Origin of the sequence: Nibricoccus aquaticus, from assembly GCF_002310495.1 — a bacterium.
GTDB classification, from domain to species: Bacteria; Verrucomicrobiota; Verrucomicrobiia; order Opitutales; family Opitutaceae; genus Nibricoccus; species Nibricoccus aquaticus.
In genome coordinates this window covers 1,834,208-1,857,179 of record NZ_CP023344.1, presented here as the reverse complement: position 1 = coordinate 1,857,179, position 22,972 = coordinate 1,834,208, and the positions used below count along the sequence as shown (strand labels likewise).

Genomic DNA, 22,972 nt, shown 5'->3' with positions numbered 1-22,972 from the left:
CAAACGATGCCCCAGAAATTCCTCCGAATCGCCCTGATCGTGGTTAGTTTTATCGCGCCTGCGTTTGCGGCCTCCGAGTCAGCGGCGGCACCGCGTGAGCGTGTCTCGATCAATGAAGGATGGCGGTTCCGGATGGGCGATCTGGAGGGAAATAAGACGCCGCTGCTCTACGATGTGCGGCCGGAAGTGACTGACGCGAGGGATGACAAGGCGGCGGACTCAACGCCCGAGGAAGCGGCGCGACTCGCGGCGGCCAAGCAGGGCGTGCTGAAGCCGTGGATTTTGCCGACGGGAAATGCGTTCATCAAAGATCCAGCGAAGCGTCGTGTGCGGCCGGCGGGCGATCCGGGCGGAGAGGTTTCGTTTGTGCGCGGAGACTTCGACGACAGCGGTTGGAAGGCGGTGACGTTGCCGCATGACTGGGCGATTGCGGGGCCGTTTTTGGAGGAAGGGAATTATGGAGGCATGGGGCGTCTGCCGAGTTGGGGCATTGGCTGGTACCGGAAGAAGCTGGAAATACCGGCGGGCGATGCGGGGAAGTTGATCCGGTTGGAGGTGGATGGGGCGATGGCGTATGCGACGGTGTGGCTCAACGGGCGGCTGGTGGGCGGGTGGCCGTTTGGGTACTCGTCGTGGCAGGTCGATCTGACGCCGTATGTGAATTTTGGAGGCGAGAACCAGCTCGCGATCCGGCTGGATAATCCGCCGAGTTCGTCGCGCTGGTATCCGGGTGGGGGTATTTATCGGAACGTGTGGCTGACGAAGACGCAGACAGTGCGCGTGGCGCAGTGGGGGACGTTTGTGAAGGCGCGGGAAGTTTCAGCGGACGCGGCGATGGTGGATGTGGCGGTGACAGTGGTGAATGGTTCGCAGGAGAAGACGGTCGTGGAGGTGGCGACGGCGATTCACGCGCTCGCGGCGGATGGGACGCGGGAAGCGAAAGCGGTGGTGGAGTTACCTGTGACGAGTCTGTCGCTCGCGCCGGGCGAAGAGAACGTGGCGAGTGGATCGGTGGAGATTGGCACGCCGCGTCTTTGGGGGCCCCCGCCGACGCAGACGCCGCATCGGTATGTGGCGGTGACGCGCGTGATGCGCGGCGAGGAACTCGTGGATGTTTATGAGACGCGGTTTGGGATTCGCGATGTGCAGTGGGATGCAGAGCGCGGCGTGTTGGTGAATGGCGAGCGCATCCGGCTGCAAGGTGTGAATCAGCATCACGATCTCGGGGCGCTGGGGGCGGCGTTTAATCTGCGGGCGGCGGAGCGGCAGCTGGAGATGCTTCGCGAGCTCGGGTGTAATGCGATTCGCATCAGCCACAATCCACCCGCGCCGGAGTTGCTGGAGCTGACGGATCGGATGGGGTTTCTGGTGATCGACGAGTCGTTTGACTGTTGGGAGCGGAAAAAGACGCCGCTGGATTTTCATCTGATCTTTCCCGACTGGAGCGAGCAGGACATGCGGGCGCTGGTGCGACGCGACCGGAATCATCCGTCGGTGGTGTTGTGGAGCATCGGGAACGAAGTCGGCGAGCAGTACACGGATGCGGCGGGCGCGGCGGTGGCGAAAAAGTTGCACGACATCGTGCGTGAGGAAGATCCGACGCGGCCGACGACGACGGCGATGAATTGGGCGAAGGCGGACATGCCGCTGCCGGCCGTGGTGGGCGTGATCAATCTGAACTATCAGGGCGAAGGCATCCGGCAGGAGCCGGAGTTCGAGGGGACGGATCGGATTCGCACGCCGCCGCAGTATCCGAACTTTCGAGCGAAGTTTCCGGGCAAGGTGATTATCAGCAGCGAGTCGGCGTCGGCGTTTAGCACGCGTGGGGTTTATCTGTTTCCGGTTTCACCGATGGTGAGCGCGCCGGTGCGCGACGGGCGTGGAGGCGATTCGAAGCAGCACGTGGTGACTTCGTACGAGTTGCACGCGGTGGATTTCGGATCGACGGCGGACAAGGTGTTCGCGACGCAGGACAAGCATCCGTACGTGGCGGGCGAGTTTGTGTGGACGGGCTGGGATCATCTCGGCGAGCCGACGCCGTACTATGCGGCGCGCGGCTCGTACTGCGGCATCATCGACATGGCGGGATTTAAGAAGGACCGGTTTTATCTCTATCAGTCGCGCTGGCGGCCGGAGCTGCCGATGGCGCATCTGCTGCCGCACTGGACCTGGCCGGAGCGCGTGGGCGAGGTGACACCGGTGCATGTGTTCACGTCGGGCGATGAGGCGGAGGTTTTTCTCAACGGGCGTTCGCAGGGGCGGAAGAAGAAGGGCGCGTACGAGTACCGGCTGCGTTGGGACGAGGTTGTTTATGAGCCGGGCAAGCTAGAGGTTGTTGCCTACAAGAATGGAAAAGAGTGGGCGCGCGATGAGGTGCGCACGGCGGGCGAAGCGGCGAAGCTGGAGCTGACGGTGGATCGCGCGGCGATTCGCGGGGATGGGAAAGACCTGGCGTTTGTGACGGTGCGCGTGACGGACAAAGACGGGCTGACGGTGCCGCGGGCGGAGCAGTCGCTGCGATTCACGGTGGAAGGCGCGGGGGAATTTGTGGCGTCGGATAATGGCGATCCGCGGAGCTTCGAGCCGTTTCAGGTGCCGACGCGGAAGGCGTTCAGCGGGTTGTGTCTCGTGATTGTGCGAGCGAAGCCAGGTGCGACGGGAGAAATCAAAGTCACGGCGAAAGCCGATGGGCTCACGACGGGAACGACAACGATCACTGCTGCTAGAAAATAATATGACACCGATGATACACCTGCGCCGCCTGAGCTTTTGGTTTTTGTTCACTGTCGCCGCGTGGCCGGTGGCGGCGCAGACGCCACGCTCGCTGTTGATGGAGCCGATCGTCGCGGAGACGGCGGAGAGCGGAGCGGTGGCGTTGGTAGAGAAAGGGCGCGCGGCAGCGATCCATGTGTCGGTGAATGACTGGGCGGGTGTGCTGCGGGCGGCGCGGGATTTGCAGGCGGATGTGGAGCGCGTGAGCGGCGTGAAGCCGGGATTTTTTGCGGGCGCGGAGAACGTGAAGTCGGGTGAAGAGGAAAGTGTTGTCGTGATTGTGGGGACTCTGGGGCGGAGCGCGCTGATTGATGATCTGGTGGCGCGGGGGAAATTGAAGGCGGAGGAGATTCGCGGGAAGTGGGAGACGTTTGTGATCGAGACAGTCGAGGCGCCGCTGCCGGGCGTGAAGCGGGCGCTGGTGATCGCGGGCAGTGACAAGCGCGGGACGATTTATGGCGTGTACGAAGTGTCGCAGCAGATCGGCGTGTCGCCGTGGTACTGGTGGGCGGATGTGTCGGTGGCGAAGCGGGCGGAGATTTTTGTGAAGGCGGGGCGGTTCACGTCGGGCGAGCCGGTCGTGAAGTACCGCGGAATTTTTTTGAATGATGAAGCGCCAGCTCTGACGGGATGGGCGGCGGAGAAATTTGGCGGATTGAACAGCCAGTTTTATGGGAAGGTGTTCGAGCTGATGCTGCGATTGCGGGCGAATTATCTGTGGCCGGCGATGTGGAATAATGCGTTCAACGAGGACGATCCGGAGAATGCGCGGCTGGCGGATGAGTACGGGATCGTGATGGGGACGTCGCATCACGAGCCGATGGTGCGCTCGCAGCAGGAGTGGGCGAAGCACGGGAAAGGTCCGTGGGACTACGCGAAGAATGAGGACGGGTTGAAGGAATTCTGGAGCGACGGAGTGCGGAGAAATCGGGCGTTCGAAAGCATGGTGACGCTCGGGATGCGCGGCGACGGCGATGAGCCGATGTCGGAAGCGGCGAATGTGGCGCTGCTGGAAAAGATCGTGGCGGATCAGCGCGCAATTCTGGCGAAGGAAGTGAATGCGGACGTGACGCGCGTGCCGCAGCTGTGGGCTCTCTATAAAGAAGTGCAGGAATACTATGAGCGCGGGATGCGCGTGCCGGATGATGTGACGCTGCTTTGGTGCGACGACAACTGGGGCAATCTCCGGCGTCTGCCGACGGAGGCAGAGCGGAAGCGGCCGGGCGGCGCGGGGGTTTATTATCACTTCGACTACGTGGGCGGGCCGAGGAACTACAAATGGCTGAACGTGACGCCGATCTCGAAGGTGTGGGAGCAGATGCATCTCGCGTGGCAGCATGAGGCGACGCGGATTTGGATCGTGAATGTCGGCGATCTGAAGCCGATGGAGTTCCCTATAGAGTTTTTCCTGACGTACGCGTGGAATCCGGCGCGGTGGCCTTATGAAAAGCTCGGTGAGTATTCGCGGACGTGGGCGGCGCGGGAGTTTGGCGAAAAGCACGCGGGGGAAATCGCGGCGCTCATCAACGGGTACACGAAGCTGAACCGGCGGCGGACGCCGGAGCTGTTGTCGCCCGAGACGTTTTCGCTGGTGAATGAACGCGAGGCTGAGCGCGTGCTGGCGGAGTGGACGGACCTGGCGGAGCGTGCCCGGAAAGTGGATGCGGCATTGCCGGAGGAGGCGCGGGCGGCGTTTTTGCAGCTGGTGCTGCATCCGGTGGAGGCGTGCGCGAATTTGAACGAGATGCTGGTGGCGGCGGGGAGGAACCGGTTGCACGCGTCGCAAGGGCGGGCATCGGCGAAGGCGGAAGGCGAATGGGTGCGGACGTTGTTCGCGAAGGATGCGGCGTTCACGCGGCGGTGGGACGCGATGCTCGATGGGAAGTGGCGGCGGATGATGGATCAGATCCATATCGGTTACACGATCTGGCAGCAGCCGAGCGCGAGTATCATGCCGGCGGTGACGGAAGTGCAGGTCGGCGAGGCGGGGCGGCTGGCGATCGCGGTCGAAGGCGATGTGGCGGCGAGGCCGGGGAATTATCCGGTGAGCGCGGTGGCGAAGCTGCCGGAGTTAAATGCGTTCAAGCCGGGGCAGACGCGGTGGGTGGAAATTTTTAACCGGGGAGCGGGGCGGGTGGCGTTCACGGTGGAGACGAGTGAACCGTGGCTGCGGGTGATGCCGGCGAGCGGTGAACTCGGGCCGGATGTGCGCGTCGAAGTCGGAGCGAACTGGAGTGAGGTGCCGGCGGGCGAGCGGGTGGCGCGCGTGCTGGTAAAGAGCGCGGACGGGCAGACGCTGCGCGTCGATGTGCCGGTGGTGAAGCGGAACGCAACAGGCGTGAAGGGTTTTGTGGAGACGGACCGGCAGGTGGCGATGGAGGCGCTGAATTTTTCGCGCGCGGTGAGTGGCGGTGGGGTTGAGTGGAAAACGCTGGAAGGATTTGGGCGAATGGCCGGGGGCGTGAGGGCGTTTCCGGTGACGGCGAAGGCGGTCGTGCCGGGCGGAGATTCGGCGCGGCTGGAGTATGACGTGCATTTGTTTTCGACGGGTGACGTGAAGGTGGAGCTGCATTGCGCGCCGTCGCTGGATTTTCTGCCGGGGCAGCCGCTGAGTGTGGCGGTGTCGTTTGACGATGCGGCACCGCAGGTGGTGAAGCTCGGGACGTGGACGAGCGATGCGACGTGGGAGAAGGCGGTGGCGGAGAGCGTGCGGCGGGTGTTGACGACGCATCGGGTGGAGCGGGCGGGGGCGCATGTATTGAAGATCTGGTGCGTGACGCCTGGGGTGGTGATCGAGCGCGTGGTGATCGACGCGGGCGGAGTGCGGCCGAGTTATCTAGGGCCGCGGGAAAGCCGGCAGGTGGGCACGGTGAACGGACGAGCGGCGGAGCTTGCGCGGCCGAGGGGTGATGCAAATTCGATGCTGGCGCACGAGCAGCTGGTGCAGAAGGCGCGGGCGGGGCGGATCGATGTTTATTTCCTCGGGGATTCGATCACGCGGCGTTGGGGCGGGACGGATTATCCCGACTTTCTGGTGCACTGGAAAAAGAATTTCCACGGGTGGAATGCGGGAAATTTTGGCTGGGGCGGCGACACGACGAAGAACATCCTCTGGCGGATCACGCAGGGAGAACTCGATGGCGTTAACCCCAAGGTCATCGTGTTGCTGGCGGGGACGAACGACCTCGGGAAGACGCCGAAGCCGGGTGCGGTTGCCGACGTGGTGACGGGAATCGCGACGATTCTGGAGGTGTGCCAAGCGAAGGCACCGGAAGCGACGATCGTGCTGATGGGGATTTTTCCGCGCAACGATGGCGAGAGAGCGAACGCCGCGATCAATGAAGTGAATGAGCAGATCGCGAAACTGGCGGATGGGAAAGCGGTGCGGTTTCTTAACATCAACGACCAACTCGCGGACGCGCAGGGAAAGCTTTTTGAGGGTGTCGCGGTGGACAAGCTGCACCTGTCGCTGAAGGGCTATGAGGTCTGGGCGAAGAACCTGAAGCCGATGCTGACGGAATTGCTCGGGCCGCCAGCGAAGGTGGATGTCGCGCCGCCTCCCACAGGCGATCCGAGTGCGAAGCCGAAAGCGAAGGCGGTCACGGAGAGCAAATCTTAGGTGCGCGGCTGTTATTTCGGCGCTGACGAAGCAGCGTGTTACAGCGAAGCACGCTCGCGCGGGGCTGGTAGATTTACTTACCAGTTGCCGGCTGCGATGTAGTCGCGCTTAGGTGACAGTTCACGCACACATTTTTATCTTATGAAACTCGGACTCGGTCTTTACCGGCACATGCTCACGGCGGAAAATTTCGCGTTCGCGAAGCAGGCGGGTGCGACGCACATCGTCGCTCACCTGGTGGATTATTTTCGGGGAGGCGCGCATGTGGGCCCTGATGATCAACCGACGGGGACGGACTGGGGCTGGGGACTGGCGGGCGATCCGGAGAAACTCTGGACGGTGGAAGAACTCGTCGCGGTGCGACGTGATGTGGAGGCGGCGGGGCTGACGCTGGAGGCGATTGAGAATTTCGATCCGGCGCATTGGGGCGATATTTTGATCGATGGGCCGAAGCGCGCGCAGCACATCGAAAACGTGAAGACGATCGTGCGTCGCGTGGGCGAGGCGGGGATTCCGGTCATGGGCTATAATTTTTCCATCGCAGGCGTGGCGGGACGGACGAAAGGAAAATATGCGCGCGGCGATGCGCCGGCGGTCGGCATGGAAGGGCCGTACGATCTGCCGATGCCCAATGGACTCGTGTGGAACATGGTGGTCGATCCGACGGCACCGACGCGGGATACGGGGACAATCCCGGCGGCGACGCATGAGCAGTTGTGGGATCGTTACCGGCGTTTTCTGGATGAGGTTTTGCCGGTGGCGGAAAAGGCGGGAGTGAAGATGGCGCTGCATCCGGATGATCCGCCGATGCCGTTTGTGCGCGGGCAGCCGAGACTGGTTTATCAGCCGCAGCTTTATCAGAAGGCGATCGATCTGAATCCGAGTCCGGCGAACGCGCTGGAGTTTTGCGTGGGCTCACTGGCGGAGATGACGGAGGGCGACATTTACGACGTCGTCGATCAGTACAGCCGTCAGCGGCGGCTCGGTTACATCCATTTGCGCAACGTGCGCGACAAGGTGCCGCACTATAAAGAGACGTTTATCGACGATGGTGAGATCGACGTGCTGCGCGTGCTGGCGATTTTGAAGAAGAACCAATTCGAAGGTGTGATCATCCCGGATCATGCGCCGCAGATGAGCTGCGCGGCGCCGTGGCACGCGGGCATGGCGTTCGCGCTGGGTTATCTGAAGGCGGGGATTCAGGCGCTGGAGATTCGGAAGGGTTGAGTTTATTGATCGCGATGAATCTGAATTCTGAGGCTGCGTCGGAGATTACACAGAGGACACAGAGGTCAGATGGAGAGCACGGAGGCGTCTGGGTGATGCGATGGCTGGCGTGCGGTTGTAGCTCTGCTGGATTCAGGATGATGTGTGTAGCGGCGCTCTCGTGGCTTTTGTGGGTGGGTTCAGCCGGCGCGGCCACGTGGACGGCGGATAATGGGAATGGGACGTTTACCAATCCGCTCTTTTATGAGGAGTTTTCAGATCCGGATCTGATCCGAGTGGGCGAGGATTATTATCTGACGGGGACGACGATGCACGCGATGCCGGGGCTGCCGGTTTTGCACTCGAAGGATTTGGTGAACTGGCGGCTGCTCGGGTACGTTTTCAACAAGCTCAATCTGGGGCCGGGGTTTCGGCTGGAGGATGGAAAAGAAATTTACGGGCAGGGAATCTGGGCGCCGAGTTTCCGGCATCACGGCGGGGTGTTTCATATTTTTACGAACGTGAACGGGCAGACGACGCAGCATTTCACCGCGACGAATCCGGCGGGGCCGTGGACGCGGACGGCGATGAAGTGTTCGCTGCACGATCTGTCGGTGTATTTCGACGATGACGGGAAGGCGTACGCGATCTGGGGGTATCAGGGGATTCACTTCGCGGAGTTGAATGAAGCGCTGGACGACATCGTGCCGGGGACGCAGCGAGTAATCATCGAAAAGTCGGCGGGGATGGGCGAGGGCGTGCATCTTTATAAGATCGATGGACGTTACTACATCACGAGCGCGTGGTTCGAAGGGCGGATGAAGATGCCGTGCGCGCGGGCGGATAAAATCACGGGGCCGTACGAGGTGAATCCGGCGATCTCGATGGATGAGGATTTCGGTCTGGCTGAGGGAAACCGGTTACGCGGACAGAAAGGGCCGCCGTTCGACGTGGTGCCGGGGAACACGCGCGATGGCGGGCGGATGTCGCTGCATCAAGGCGGGTTGGTGCAGACGCAGGCGGGCGAGTGGTGGGGGTTTTCGATGATGGATTTTAATTCGCTCGGCCGGCTCACGGCGCTGTCGCCGATCACATGGAAGGACAGCTGGCCGTATTTTGGTCTGGAGGGAAATTTGAAGCGGACGCCGCGGACGTGGGTGAAGCCTAAGACGGGGAGTGCGGACGCGGGGAACGAGGAGAAGCCGTCGGCCCCGTATCGGCGGAATGATGACTTTAGCGGGCCGGAGTTGGCGAATGTCTGGCAGTGGAATCATGTGCCGGACGATGCGCGGTGGTCGTTGAAAGCGCGGCCGGGTTTTTTGCGGTTGGAGACGCAGGCGGCGGATAATTTCTGGAGGGCGAGGAATTCACTGACGCAGCGGGCGATGGGGCCGAGGTCGGTGGCGACAGCGGTTCTGGATGTGGGCGGGTTGAAGGCGGGCGATGTAGCGGGACTCGCGTTGTTGAATCTGCCGTATGCGTGGATCGGCGTGCGGGCGAAGGCGGGTGGCGGATTAGAGGTCGCGCAGTTTGATCAGACGACGGGAGAGACGCAGCGCGTGGCGTTGGGAGAAGGCATGAAGCGGGTGTGGCTGCGGGTGAGCTGCGATTTCCTGACGGAGAAGGCGCGGTTTGCGTGGAGTGCGGATGGGGGGAGATTCGCGGAGATCGGCAGGGAGTTCACGATGGTGTTTCAACTGAAGACGTTTCAGGGTGTGCGGTATTCGCTTTTTGCGTTCAACGAGGCGAGCCAGGCGGGTGGAGCGGCGGACTTCGATTCGTTTGCGGTGGATGAGCCGAATCCGCGCGGGTTGATGCGGGCGATTCCGGTGGGCGAAGCGATTACGCTGACGGCGCGGGGCCGTGGGTTGGCGCTGGGTGTGAAGGACGGCGCGTTCGCGTCGGTGCCTGCGGACAAGGCGGCGCGGTTCACGGTGATCGATGCGGGGTTGGGGCGGGTGGCGCTGCGCGTGGAAGACGGGCGGCTGGTCGGTGTGGCCGGTGAGCGCGTGGAGCTGGTGCGTGGAGAGGTGTCTGCGGCGACGAGCTTCCAGTGGACGGAGACGGTTTACGGCGATCTGATTTTGATGTCGCTCGTGACGCACCGGCATTTGCGGATCGCTCCGGAGAGCGGCGGGATCTCGGCGGATCATCCGGGGCCGGCGCCGGACCGTGGAGACGGGTCTTGTTTCGAGTGGAGTCTTCAGCGTCGCTGAGCGCGCACGGTCTGCATCCAATTTTTAATCATGTCCTCATTCCCAACTGTTTTTTCACTTAGCGGCGAAGTTGTCCTGATCACAGGTGGTGGCACCGGGATCGGACTCGCGATGGCACGGAGCATGACAGCGGCGGGAGCGCGGGTGGTGCTGGTGGGGCGGCGGGAGGCTGAACTCGCGGCGGCGGTGAAGGAGCTGGGAGCGGGCGCGTCGTTTGCGGTGCATGATGTGACGCAGCTCGATGGGGCAGGGGCGCTGATCGAGCGGGTGACGCGTGAGGTGGGGCCGGTGACATCGCTCGTGAACAACGCGGGGATTCATTTGAAGAAGCCGGCGGTGGAGACATCGGCGGAGGAATTTCAGAAGGTGCTGAACACGCATATCGTGGGGGCTCATGCGCTGACGCGGGCGGTGGTGCCGGGGATGATCGAGCGGAAGCACGGGACGATTTTATTCACGGCGTCGATGGCGTCGCTGTTTGGGATTCCGCTGGTGATCGCTTACACGGCGGCGAAGTCGGCGATGGTGGGGATGGTGAAGGGGTACTCGACGGAGTTTTCGCCGCACGGGATTCGTGTAAACGCGATCGCGCCGGGGTGGATCGAGACGGAGATGTCGAGGAAGGCGCTCGATGGCGATCCGGCGCGCAAGGGGAAGATCCTCGGGCGCACGCCGATGGCGCGGCTGGGGCAGCCGGAGGATATCGGGTGGGCGGCGGTTTATCTGACGTCGCCGGCGTCGCGGTTTGTCACCGGAGTGACACTACCGGTGGATGGCGGCGTGAGCGTGGGGTTCTGAGGTAGAGAGAGAAAGCGGACGGTGGTGCGTCGGAGAATGACAGGGCGGACGACACGGAGGTCGTCCCTTCAGGGGGGCGAGCGTTAGGGATGACGCGCTCTATCTCGGAAGGCATCGCGCGTAGAGGCCGATGAGGGCGCCGGTGAAGTGGATGCCACCGCCGGCGGCCTGGACGCTGATGGGGTAGGCGTCGGCTTGGGAGAGGAGCGGTTTCCAATCGCCCGGGGTGAGCGCGTAGTCGAAGGAGAGGACTTTGGCGTCGCCGGTGAGGCGGAGCTCGATGGAGGTGGCGTTGGCGGGAAGCGGGAGTGTGACGAGCGTTTCGGGTTTTGCGCCGTTTTGGAGTTCGACGAAGGCAGTGAGTCCGTCGGCGGTGCGACGAACGCCGCTGAAGTAGTGGTGGGTTTCGTTTTGGATGACGGCCAGACCGGCGGAGGTGTTGGACGAGGCGGGGATGGCGAGCTTGGTGGAGGTTTGAAACTTCGAGTGTTGGAGGCGGCGGCCGAGGAAAGAGGGGTTGTGGGTGCCGGAGAGGAGTTCGGCGCGAGGTGTGAGGGCGAGGTGACCGGCGGATGGGTCGAGGGTGAGCCAGGTTTCGCGCGGGGCGCGGATCATGATCCAGAGAGGCGAGAGAACGGGTTGGTTGAAGTCGTCGGTCCAGGTGAAGTTGCCGGTGAGGGGAGTGGCGGCGGGTTGAGAGCTGAGAGTCGAGGGTTGAGAGACGGAGAGTTTTGGAGCGGCGGCGATGAGGGGGACGCGTTCGCCGGGCGGGAGGATTTGGGGCCAGCCGTCGTCGGTCCATTTGACGGGGAGGAGGAAGGTCTCACGGCCGGTGGCCCAAGTATCCGGTGCGTAGGGACGGCAGGCGAGGAAGACGGACCACCAGTGGCCGTCGGGGCCGATCACGAGGTCGGCGTGGCCGGTGCAGGTGACAGCGCCGGGAGCGGAGCCGTCGAGATCGCGCTGGGTGAGGATGGGATTTTTATCCCAGGGGACGAAGGGGCCGGTGGGGGATTTGGAGCGGAGGATGACTTGGGAGTGATCGGTGCTGGTGCCGCCTTCGGCACAACAGAGGTAGTACCAGCCGTCGCGTTTGTAGAGGTGGGGACCTTCGATCCAGACGGGTTTTTGGGAGAGATCGACGCCACCGTTCACGATGATGGAGCGGGGGCCGATGAGTTTTTTCGAGGCGACGTCGAACTCTTGAATCCAGATGGCGCGGTGGCCGTCGTAGAGGGGTTTGTTGTCGGGCGGATTGCCGTTGTTGACGAGCCAGCCGCGGCCGTCGTCGTCGAAGAAGAGCGAGGGATCGATGCCGTCGAAACCGAGCCAGATCGGATCGCTCCAGGGGCCGGCGGGATCGGTGGCGGTGACGAGGAAGTTGCCGCCGCGGCCGATCAACGTGCAGACGACGTAGAAGGTGCCGTTGTGGTATTCGATGGCGGGGGCGAATAGGCCGCGCGTGATGCCGAGGCCGTCGTAGTTGAGCTGGTCGGGGCGGTCGATGACGTGGCCGAGCTGGGTCCAGTTGACGAGGTCGCGGCTGTGGAAAATCGGGATGCCGGGAAAGTGGGAGAAGGTGGAATTGATGAGGTAGTAGTCGGCGGGGGCGTCGGGCGTTTTTCCGGGGACGCGGCAGATCGAGGGGTCGGGGTAGTAGCCGGCGAGGATGGGATTGCGGAAATGACCGGGGGGAAGTGGCGTTTCAAAGACGGTGTCGCGGCCGGTGTAGGTGAAGGAGTTGAAGGTCACCGGAGCGGGAGCGGAGAGGAGGGAAGAGTGAAGGGTGAAGAGGGAAAGGAGGAGGGCGGAGGGACGGAGAAAGCGGGAGAGCGGGTTTGGGCGAGGGGAAGGCATGGGGAAATTGTTTTACCGCGGAGACGCGGAGGGCGCGGAGAAGAGGCGGCGTTTTGGACAGGATTAACAGGAGGGACAGGATTCGGAGGGATCGCTGAGGCGCGGAAAAGCGGAAGGGCTGAAACGGAGGAGAATTATTTCCCGCTGGGGTCGCCGGGCATGTGGCGGCGTTTTTGCGAGATGTAGTGGGAAAGTGGGTGCGCGGGAGGTTCGATCCCGGCGGGGAAGGGGCGTTTGGAGAAAGTCTGGAAGTAGAGGAGGCAGGCGTCGCGCCATTCGATGGCGTCGAGTTCCTGGCGGGTGAGGCGTTGCTGGATGTGGGTGAAGCGTTCGTCGTCGATGCGGCCTTTGAGCGAATCCCAGTCGCGGCGCATGGCGCGGACTTCGTCGACGCCTTGTTGATAGCGCAGGCAGAGTTCGTCCCAGAGTGTGCGACCGGAGCGGAGGCGGTGGTCCCAAGCGACGTGGTGGAACCAGAGGAGGAGATTTTCGGGGCAGTCGGTGAGAGAGCCGTAGCGTTGCGCGATGGCGGGAGAATATTGGGCGAGGGCGTTGGAGCCTGTGGCGGTGCGGTTGAAGCCGAGGCCAGTTGCGGCGGCGCGGTGATAGTAAACGGAGGTCCAGTCGGCGCGGCCGAGTTTGTCGACCCAGGGGCCGGGGCCGTAGTGGTGACCTTCGGCCATGATGTGGGTGAGGCCGAGGGGCATGGAGTAGTTGACGACGGTTTCGCGGGAGCCGAGGAGGAGCTTGGTGATCGTGGAGACGACGGAGGCGTCGTGGCCGAAAGTCATCTTGGTCCATTCATCGGCGATCTGTTCGGAGGTGAGCGAGTGATCCCAAGTGAGACGACCGAAGGCGTACCAGTTGGCTTGTGCGAGGAGATGGCCGGTCCAGTTGCGGTCGGTGCCGGTGTTGGCGACGCCGGCGATGACGCTGGGTTGCTGGCGTTTCGTCGAGCCGTCTATGAGGGAGGCGATGGTGGTGCCGGGGCCGTTGGCGAAAGTGTCGGCGTCGAGGAATTCGCGCCACATCGGGGCGAGGAAGGCCAGCTGGGTGGACTGGCCGAGGTATTCCTGGGTGATCTGGAGTTCTGCGGCGAGTCGGGTCTTGGGCATGGCGCCGAAGAGCGGGGAGAAGGGCTCGCGCGGCATGAAGTCGAGTGGGCCGTTCTTGATCTGGACGATGACGTTGTCGCGGAATTTGCCGTCGAGCGGAGCGAATTCGGTGACGGCCTGTTTGACGCGGTCGTCGTTGTTGTCGGGCGAATACACGAAGGCGCGCCACATGATGATGCCGCCGTGGGGAGCGACGGCGTCGGCGAGGAGGTTGGCGCCGTCGGCGTGGGTGCGTTTGTAGTCCTGCGGTCCGGGCTGGCCCTCGGAGTTGGCTTTGACGAGGAAGCCGCCGAAGTCGGGGATGGCGCGGTAGATCTCGGCGACTTTGGTTTTCCACCAGGCGGCGACGGCGGGGTCGAGCGGGTCGGCGGTTTTCAAGCCGCCGATTTCGATGGGGGCGCTGAAGCGGGCGGTGAGGTAGACGCGGATGCCGTAGGGGCGGAATTCACCGGCGAGCGCGGCGACTTTGGCGAGGTAGGGCGCGGTGAGGATCTGGGCGTTGGCGTTGACGTTGGTGAGGACGGTGCCGTTGAGGCCGAGGGAGGCGCAGGCGCGGGCGTAGTCGTGGTAGCGCGGGTTGCGGATCTCGGGGAGGTAGAACCATTCCCAGAGAGAGGAGCCGGCGTAGCCGCGTTCGACGTGGCCGTTGAGGTCGTCCCAATGGTTGAGGAGGCGGTGCTGGATTTTTGGATACGAGGTGAGGGAAAGGTTTTCGAGCGGCTGGCCGGTCTGGAGGTGGCGGAGGAGGGCGAAGGTGCCGTAGAGGATGCCGAGGTCGGAGGATGCGGAAATGGTGAGAGGTGAAGAGTGAGGAGTGAAAGAGGAAGGCGAGGAGACGGAGAAGGCGTCGGAGGAGCGGGCTACGGCAGATGAAGCGGCAGGAAGTTTTTCGAGGGTGATGACGGGAGTTGCGCCGAGGAGGTTGCCGAGGGCGGTGGTGAGTTCGTCGCGGGCGGCAGCGACGGTTGGGGACTCCGCGCCGGAGGGCGTGGCGAGGACGATGCGACCGAGGGCGGGCGCGGCTTGAGTGCGGTAGGTTTCGTTTTCGATGCGGTCGTAGCGGAGCCAGAGGCGGTAGCCGTCGTCGGAGCGGGCGGAGGAGAGTGCGAGCGAGGCGAAAATGACGGCGAGGGCGAAGAGGCGGGGCATGGCGGGTGAGGACGCAGGGCCAAGGATCAAGGGCCAGGTGACAAGAGGACAGCGGTGGGCGGCGGAAAGAAATAGGTCCTATAGGTCTTATGGGACTTATAGGACCTATGGCGATGCGTGGCGCCGTGGTGGACTACGGGTGCGGAGGAAAAGAAGCAGGAACGCGGGCGGTGGTGAGTGGCATCGCGCAAGCGCGAGCCCTACGAAGGAAATCAGGCGGCGGCTTTCGCGCGGCGGGCGGCGAGTTCGTCGGCCATCTGGAGGGTGCGGGCTTTGTTGAGTTTGCAGGCGGCGATGGAGATCGCGCCGCCGATGAAGAGGAGGCCGACGATGATGCTGCTGGTGGCGCGGTAGCCGGCGAGGGCGTTGGTGGCGGATGCCAATTTGGTATCGTACTCCCAGATACCGGCCATGAGCCAGAGGAAAGCGGCGGAGCCGAGTGCGAGGCCGGCTTTGAGCGAGAAGCCAATAGTGGCAAAAACGATGCCGGTGAAGCGGCGGCCGGTCTGCCATTCGGAGTAGTCGGCGGCGTCGGCGTACATGGCCCAGGCGACGGCGATGGTCGGCGCGTAGACGATCGAGCCGGTGACGGCGAGGAACCACATGCCGAGGGTGTCGGTCGGCGCGAGGAGGTACATGGCGAAGGCGTTGAGTGCGGAGAGGGCGAAGCCCCAGCCGATGACGGCTTTTTTGCCGAAGCGTTTCGAGAAGCCGGCGGAGAGGATGATGACGAGGATGGTGACGGCAGTGCCGGTCATGTTGACGATGCTGTTGAAGACATCGGCGACGTTGGAGGTGGCGGCGGTTTCGCGTGTGCCGTGGACGATGTAGCCGAGCCAGTAGTCGAGGATGGTGTCGGCTTTTTCGAGCGAGGGCGTGGTAAGGCCGAGTTTTTCGACGAAGTCGAACATGGCGGCTTTGTCGGCGAAGTGATGGTAGTAATTATAGTGAGCGCCGCCGCGGAAGGCCAACATGGCGAAGTTGAAAACGGTGAAGGCGACGAGGGCGATCCACGGAGCGTTTTTCTTAAGATCTCGAAAGTCCTGTCTTACCGAGAAAGGAAGAATCGACCAAAGTGTCGTGAGAAATGCTCCTGCCAGGGCGCCCACAACGATTCTTTTAAGAAGCTCCCAGTGTATGAGATCATGAGTGTAGATCAGAACTACTCCCGTGGCGCAGCCCATTAACAAGCAAGCAGGGAAAAACTTGGATTTTTGAGGAGTTTCGGGAGCTGGAAGTGCGTTGCTTTGTATGGGCGAAGTTTCAACGCGCTCCTTGGTCGTGAAGAAGGTGACGAGGAAGAGGACGAAACAGAGGACGGCCCAGATCGTCATCGTGACCTGCCAGCCGTGCTGGCGGGTGGCGCCTTCGGAGAAGCGGTGGACGAGCGGGAGGGTGAGGCCGCCAACGATGAACTGGGCGATGTTCACGGCGACGAAGCGGTAGGAATTGAGTTTAGTGCGTTCGTTGAGGTCGGCCGTCATGACGCCGCCGAGGGCGGAGTACGGCATGTTGTTCATCGAGTAGAGCGTCATCAGGATGGTGTTCGTGATGCCGGCGTAGGCGACCATCGCGGCGGTGCTCCAGCCTTCGGGCGTCGTATACGCGAGAACCATACACACGGCCCACGGTACGGAGGTCCACAAGATCCAAGGGCGGAATTTTCCCCAGCGGGTGTTGGTGCGGTCGGCGAGGACGCCCATGATCGGATCGAAGAGGGCGTCCCACAGGCGCGGCCAGAGCAGAATGGCGGCGGCGGCGCTGGCGCTGAGGCCGAAGACGTCGGTGTAGAAATTCAGCTGGAAGAGAATCATCGTCATGAAGACGAAGTTCGCGGCGGCGTCGGCGGCGCTGTAGCCGACTTTTTCGGTGACGGAGAGTTTGCCGGAGGATGCTGGGGCTGGGGTCATGGGGCGTGACTAAGGCGTAACAGAAAAGGAAACGGAGGCGGAAATTTTGGACAGGATTAAGAGGATGAACAGGATTTCGGAAGGAGGCGAAATCTGGAGCGCGCGGGGAGCTAGCGAGGAATCTCGGAGCCCGAGAGGTTCTGTTCGGGGAGTGGTATTTGAGGGAATGCGAAAGCGGAAGCGGGTGGGAACGGCGGCGCTTCTTGGGCGCGAGATCGGGGAGAACTATTTTTCGAGGAGCCAGAGCCAGGCGGTGACGCCGCGGGGGTAGTAGCGGGAGCCGCAGACAACGCCGGTGTCGCTGAGGATCTGGTCGCACATGGCGAAGGCGCCGCAGCCGGGGCGGCGCTGCCAGTCGGCGTGGACGCGGTCGGCGGCGAGGGCTTCGGGCGAGAGCGTCTCGGGGAAGAGCTGGCGGATGACGTGCTGGGAGATGGCGATCTTGCTGAACCAGGTGTTGCGGCTGGTGCTGCTCATTTTCCAGCCGCCGGAAGTTTCATCGAGGCAGATGCCTCGTTTGAAGACTTGAGCTAGGTGCTGGCGAAATTGGTCGAAGAGCGGGGCGAAGCGGCCGGCGGGATCGATAGCGTCGCGGTAACCCAGATACAGCGGGTAAACGAGGCCCTCGATAAGCGGGATAATGCGGGACTGGTTTCCTTTTTCGAAAACGGCGGGGAAGAAGCCGGTGGCGGGGTCGAATTTTTGAGTGATCGAGCGGGCGAGCAGGTCGGACGTGGCGCGGGCAGAGGTGGACTCTTTTTTGAGGCCGAGGCGGGCGAAGGCGTTTTCGAGGAGGACCCAGGCGCCGAGGGTTTTGACGGCGAGGTAGAGGTTGTTGCGGGCCTGGCCGAGGGAGACGTCGAGGCTGTCGTAAGTGGTGATTTCCCAGCCGTGGGTGCCCGTGCGGGAGGAGTCGTGCTTGAGGATGCCGTCGCGTTTTTTCGGATCGGGGTGATCGCGACGGCGGAGGCTTTCGGCGCAAGCGAGGAGGATCTTTTTTTTGCGGACCAGCCAGGGGCGGTCGCCGGTTTTTTCGGCGTAGGTGACAGCGGTGAGAATCCAGTTGAGGAGTTGCTCCATCGTCATGTGGCTGAAGCAGCCTTCGACGTCGTCGCACTCGTAGCTGGAGCGGCCGGGCGGGGTGAAGTGGTTCATCACGCCCATGTCGTGGGTGAAGGCGAGACCACCGGGGGCGAGGCGATCCGCGGTGCGGATACGGTCGGTGTAGCCGTAGCGGCGGACGAAAAGATCGAGGGTGTCGCGGACGGCCCAAGGGAGCCATTCGAGTTCGAAGAACACGTGATCCACGGTGAGGTCGAAGGTGTTCATCATGCGGTATTCGCCCTCGTTGACGACCCAGAGGGGTTTGCCGCGATGCCAGAGAAGCTGGGTGTTGCCGAAGTAGCTGTGGGTGGACTGCGCGAGGAGGAACTGCTGGTCGACGTTGAGGCGGCTGCGGGTGAGTTCGGCGTCGCGGTCGCGGGCGATTTTCGCGTAGCGGGCGTGATTTTTCAGGCCGTGAGCGAGTACGTCGGGCAGGCCGGAGAAGTGCCGGGTGTAGGCGTAGCTGGCGGGAAGGCCGGTGGTGATCTGGCCGGCGTTGTAGAAGGCGAGAACGAGGGGGAAGCGTTTTTTCTGTCCGGCGGGGACGGTGAAAACGAGGGCGGTTTCTCCGCCGATGACGAGGAGACCGCGGTAGTCGCGGAACTTGGGAGAGAAGACGTCGAAGCCCTGGCGGAGCTCGATGCCGCGGCCGGGTTTGGTGGCGTAGGCGTACTCGGTGCCGCAGGCAAAGCCGGCGAGCGGGCTGGCGTCGTCGGAAAGCGGATGCAGACCGCGATCGGGTTCGCCGAGGCCGAAGATGAGCTCGGCGGGGGTTTTCCCCTGGCGGTTGTCGTACTCGATGAAACCGGAGACGAGCGGGGCGAGATGGAGGCGGGCGTCGGCTGCGGTAAGTTTCGCGGGATCGGGGACGCGGGAGAACGGCGTGAGGAGAGAAAAGGTGAAGCGATCATCCCCGGCGCGCCAGGTGTCGCTGGCCCAGCCGAGCTGGCGGTCGTAATCGCCGGGGCGGAGGGAGCGGTAGTTTTTGGGGGCCTGCGGGACGGCGAGTTCGCCGACGAAGGCGACCTCGTTGGATTTGGGAGGCGTGAAGTAAGGGAGGAGATTCCAGTCCGACTTCGTGGAAGGGCGGAAGCCGATGTAGAGATTTTGTTGGGCGGGGCCGCGAAGGGCGTGGCCGAAACCGCCGGGGGAATCGACGAGCCCGAGTGTGAAGCTGGCGAATGCGCCGAAAGGCGAATGCTGCGTGTGATAACTTTCCAAGGGGGCAGACGACGGCGCGGAAGGCATGGGGTTTAGCGGGAAACTGGATGCAATCGGCGGGCGAACACAGAGCAACGCGGAGGCGGGCGCTAACTTTAGACTTGAGGCAGGTGGTGCGCGGGGGCATCCGGGCAGGCATGAACAAACGACGTGTCACGTTGCTCGATGTCGCGAAGGAAGCGGGCGTGCATGTGACGACGGTGTCGCTGGCGTTGAGGAATAATCCGCGTCTGCCGGAGGAGACGCGGGCTCGGATCAAAGCGCTGGCGGAGAAGATGGGTTATGCGCCGGATCCGCTGCTGAAGGCGCTGGTCGCTTATCGCGGGCGGATCATGACGCGGAGGAATCCCCCGACGCTGGCGTATGTGACGAATTGGACGAGCCGGCTGGGGTGGAAGAAGGTGACGGCGCATCCGGATTTTTATGCGGGGGCTTTGGCGAAGGCGGAGGAGCTGGGTTATCACCTCGAGCACTTCTGGATGCGCGAGCCGGGGCTGACGCACGGGCGGTTGAGCGGGATTCTCTATTCGCGCGGGATCAACGGGCTGATCATCGCGTCGCACGTGCGCGAGATCGACGTGCAGCTGCATTTCGACTGGGAGCGGTTCAGCGCGGTGAAGATCGACTATTTTCCGCATGAGCCGCGGTTGCACAACGTGACGAACAACCAGTGCGATATCATCCGGCTGGCGATGCAGCGGTTGATGGCGCTGGGGTATCGGAAGATCGGATTCGTGATGCATCGCGGTTGGGATCACAGCGTGGACCATCTGTGGACGGCGGGGTTTTTGTGCGAGCAGGTGAATCTCGCGGAGAGCGAGCGGGTGCCGATGTTTTTATTTCCCGATGCAGAGCCGGTCGAGGCGTGGATGGGGGAGAGTCAGGCGGATGTGACGGTGCCGGCGGCGGCGTTTCAAAAATGGTTCAAGAAGCACAAGCCGGAGGTGATCGTGAGCAAGGCGTCGTTCGTGCAGCCGGCGATGGCGGAGCTGGGGATCAAGGTGCCGCGGGATGTGGCGTTCGTGGATGTGTTTCTCGATGACACGAGCGGCGCGACGGCGGGCGTGCGGCAGAATCACGCGACGGTGGGCGGGCTGGCGGTGGAGATTCTCGCTGGCCAGCTGCAACACAATAAGTACGGCGTGCCGGAGATCCCGACGACGACGTATGTGGAGGGGACGTGGTTTGACGGGAAGAGTTGTCCGACTCTGAAAGCGTGATCGGCCTGGATATTGCCGGTGGGAGTCGCAGGCGTCTTGCCCGGTAAATAAAACGCAAAGAGCGCGGATGCACGGATTGTGCGCGGAACCGGTTGGGTAGGGGAGTTTCCATGCGCGCATGAGGCTATCATCCTGGTGTCGGGACGTTGCGCGTCCGTTGCGGGTGGCGGTTGTTCTGCTGCCGGTTGTTTCTCTTGGAGGAAATCTGATGGCGGCATCGTATGCCGAGTGGTGCCGGGTCAAGGCGGGGACGCCGTCAGCGGCGCCGCTGGCGGATGAAGATGGCGACTGCGTGCCGACGCTGTGGGAGTATTATCTGGATCGAAATCCGGCGGCAAACGATGGCGTGATTTCGTCGCTGACCGGTGTGCAACGAAACGCGGGCGCGACGGCGCTGACGGCGACGCTGCCTGCGCCGCGCGCAGGAACAGATGCGGTGGTGGCGTGGCAGGTTTCCTCGGATTTGAAAACGTGGACGACGGTGGCGACGAGCACCGGAGGAAATGCGTTTATGGGGACGGGAGTGGTGGGCGTGTCGGGAGGGCTGGCGCAGTTTCGCGATCCAGCACCCGGCGGTGAGTTGCGGCGTTTTTCCCGGTGGATTATCACGAGCCCGAGCGCGGGGCCGCTGGCGTTGGGGACGGCTCCGGTGGTGCGGGTGTTGCGCGATGATCGCGTGGCGACGTTGGAAATGGACTACAATGCGGATAGTCCGTGGGGACAGTTTTGGTCGGTGGGTGCCGATGGTCGTTCGGATGCGGGTTTTCGTGTGACGTGGTGGCCGGATGGCGCGTCGCCTGCGGCGATGGTCAGCATGGGCGCGTGTGGCGGCTGCCATGGCGCGTGCGGCCGGGCGATGGTCCCCGGCGAGGAAGTGGCGAGGACGCTGGTGACGCCGAGTCGCCGCGTGCAGTTGCAGCCGCTTGCCAATCAGGCGACGTATCATGTGCGGGTGGAGCGGTTGAACGCGCTGGGCGAGGTGACGAGTCTGCCGACGGAAATGACGTTTGCCGGAGGCGATGAAACGCGGGTGACGGCATTGCGGGCGGCGATGACTTACTTCGACGACTTCAATCTTCCCGAGGGGCCGGCCGATGAGAAGCTTTGGAACAACGCGCACTCCACGTCGACGGATCCGCGGTACAATTTGTTTTTCATCAATTCGCAGTTTCATGCGCACACGCTCAACGGCACGCAGACGAGCGGACCGCATGTGGGCGACAAATCACAGACGGCGCAGCGCTTCCGGAAGCCCATCCTGCTGGAGACGGGCGTGAGGCGCCGGATCGTGTTCGACATGGACAGCCCGATGAGTCCGCGCTCGGTGTGGTATCTGGATCTCAATCCGATCGCGCGCGATCTCACGGGGCATGCCGACTTCTTCGATGAGGATGGCGTGAAGGGATTGCCCGCCGGTGTGGTGCGCATGCGCAGTCAGGGGCAGATTTTCAGCGTTCATTTGATCGGGGATGACGGTGCTTCGCACAAAGTGGCGTCGGTGGACATGGAAGCGGCGGGCGTGCAGGTGATCCCGAATGTGCGCCGGGCGTTTGACGTGCGATTAGGGACGGATGGTGTCGAAGTGTTCATCGACGGGAAGCGCGTGATCAACCAGTCGTTTGGCGGAGCGACGGTGCGGCCGGGAGCGTACGAGTTTTTATGGTCCTCGATCGGCTATAACACGACGAAGGATAACAACCCTTACTTCCTTCTGCACTGGGACAATTTCGGTTTCGACGGGCCGGTCGTCGATCCGCGCGTGGTGCATAACTACGTCACGCAGATCGCGGGCGATGATTATCAAAAATCGAATCGGTGGTCTTCTACGTTTCCGACATTCACGGTGCGCATTCCGGATGATTCGCGGCCCGTCGCGGCCAATGCCACGGCGGAGGCCTGGCTCGTCTGCACGTATCAACAGGGAGATTTCTCTCCGTTCAGTCTGAGAGCGGGCGATCATGTTTTGGTGAATGGTGTGAGCTATCCGCTGCCGGCTCGGGTGAACAATAGCACACCCGGGGATCCGGCACTGCTGGACTGGGGCGGGAGTCCGGACACGGCGCGGATAAAGCTCGGCGACATCGTGCAAGACGGGGTTTCGCCGCTGCGCGTGGGCGACAACACGGTGCAATTTTTCGCCGACAACATCGGCATCTCGAATGTGCACTTGGAGATTTTTTATCCGCCGGGCAGCGCGCCAGCGTACACACCACCGGCGGCGATCCATCACTTCCCGATGCATGCGGAGCTGCCGCAGCTGGGGCCGCCGGCGCGCCTCGCGTTCATCGGCAACGTGGAAATCAGTGCGGCGAGCGCGGCGATCGAAGCGCCTGAAGTCATTCATGCGATTTCGGGCACGACGCGCATCGAAGTCATCGCCGGTGGCGATCCCTGGGCGGGCTGGGCGCCGGATCTCATGGTGACTCCGGCGCGAAGCGCGGAGTTGTGGAGTTCGGGCGGGACCGCGGGGATCCGGTCCGTAGAACTTTTTATGAGGCCCAAGGGCGGCGGCGTCGGGACTTCAAAGCGTATTGCTGTTCTCACGACGCAGCGTGACGGACCGGCGCCGCTGGTGAGGCATGCCTTTGAAGTCGACACGCGAACGTTTGCGAACGGCGAGTATGAGCTCTTCGTGCTGGCCACGGCGGCCAACGGAGCGAAGAGCCATCCTCTCTACGATAACTCGGCGGCACGCTGGGATTCGACCGAGTGGTCGGGTGCGTATTATCCGGTGAATATCCGGATTACGAACTGACGGCGTGCGAACGGAGGGGGGCTGGCGCTG

General features: G+C 63.0%; 11 protein-coding genes. 7 read left to right on the top strand and 4 right to left on the bottom strand.

From position 1 onward, the window contains the following. The first annotated feature begins 6 nt into the window (after positions 1–6). The 5 genes from galB (at position 7) to CMV30_RS07560 (ending at position 10,611) form a co-directional block, all read left to right on the top strand. Entirely contained in the window at positions 7–2,733 is a 2,727-nt protein-coding gene (gene galB / locus CMV30_RS07580; protein ID WP_096055449.1) for a beta-galactosidase GalB, read from the top strand. 10 nt (positions 2,734–2,743) lie between these two features. Further along, entirely contained in the window at positions 2,744–6,391 is a 3,648-nt protein-coding gene (locus tag CMV30_RS20665; protein WP_217494477.1) for a glycosyl hydrolase 115 family protein, read from the top strand. 141 nt (positions 6,392–6,532) lie between these two features. After that, positions 6,533–7,618: a mannonate dehydratase gene (locus tag CMV30_RS07570; protein WP_096055447.1), complete on the top strand. Its 1,086-nt coding sequence runs from the start codon at positions 6,533–6,535 to the stop codon at positions 7,616–7,618. Positions 7,619–7,755: 137 nt separating this feature from the next. Continuing rightward, positions 7,756–9,813, top strand: a complete 2,058-nt coding sequence (locus CMV30_RS07565) for a glycoside hydrolase family 43 protein (RefSeq protein WP_096057675.1) — start codon at positions 7,756–7,758, stop codon at positions 9,811–9,813. A 30-nt stretch (positions 9,814–9,843) separates the two neighbouring features. Continuing rightward, complete coding sequence (locus CMV30_RS07560) at positions 9,844–10,611, top strand: SDR family NAD(P)-dependent oxidoreductase (RefSeq protein ID WP_096055446.1); 768 nt, start codon at positions 9,844–9,846, stop codon at positions 10,609–10,611. Between the two features lie 99 nt (positions 10,612–10,710). On the opposite strand, the gene CMV30_RS07555 is transcribed toward CMV30_RS07560, so the two are convergent. The 4 genes from CMV30_RS07555 to CMV30_RS07540 form a co-directional block, all read right to left on the bottom strand. Beyond that, positions 10,711–12,468: a glycoside hydrolase family 43 protein gene (locus CMV30_RS07555; RefSeq protein ID WP_096055445.1), complete on the bottom strand. Its 1,758-nt coding sequence runs from the start codon at positions 12,466–12,468 to the stop codon at positions 10,711–10,713. A 134-nt stretch (positions 12,469–12,602) separates the two neighbouring features. Then, a complete protein-coding gene (locus CMV30_RS07550) occupies positions 12,603–14,732 on the bottom strand; it encodes an alpha-glucuronidase family glycosyl hydrolase (RefSeq protein WP_096055444.1) in 2,130 nt (709 codons plus the stop codon). 212 nt (positions 14,733–14,944) lie between these two features. After that, entirely contained in the window at positions 14,945–16,642 is a 1,698-nt protein-coding gene (locus CMV30_RS20045; RefSeq protein WP_217494476.1) for an MFS transporter, read from the bottom strand. Between the two features lie 225 nt (positions 16,643–16,867). Next, complete coding sequence (locus CMV30_RS07540; protein ID WP_096055443.1) at positions 16,868–18,994, bottom strand: glycoside hydrolase family 52 protein; 2,127 nt, start codon at positions 18,992–18,994, stop codon at positions 16,868–16,870. Between the two features lie 110 nt (positions 18,995–19,104). Between CMV30_RS07540 and CMV30_RS07535 the strand changes: the two genes are divergently transcribed. Together CMV30_RS07535 and CMV30_RS07525 are read left to right on the top strand one after the other, a co-directional pair. Then, the gene (locus CMV30_RS07535) at positions 19,105–20,187 is read left to right on the top strand and encodes a LacI family DNA-binding transcriptional regulator (protein ID WP_096057673.1); all 1,083 of its coding nucleotides are present in this window, start codon (positions 19,105–19,107) and stop codon (positions 20,185–20,187) included. A gap of 208 nt (positions 20,188–20,395) precedes the next feature. Then, positions 20,396–22,942 carry a hypothetical protein gene (locus CMV30_RS07525; RefSeq protein WP_217494475.1) on the top strand — a complete coding sequence of 849 codons (2,547 nt, stop codon included), beginning with the start codon at positions 20,396–20,398 and terminating at the stop codon, positions 22,940–22,942. Positions 22,943–22,972: the final 30 nt, after the last annotated feature.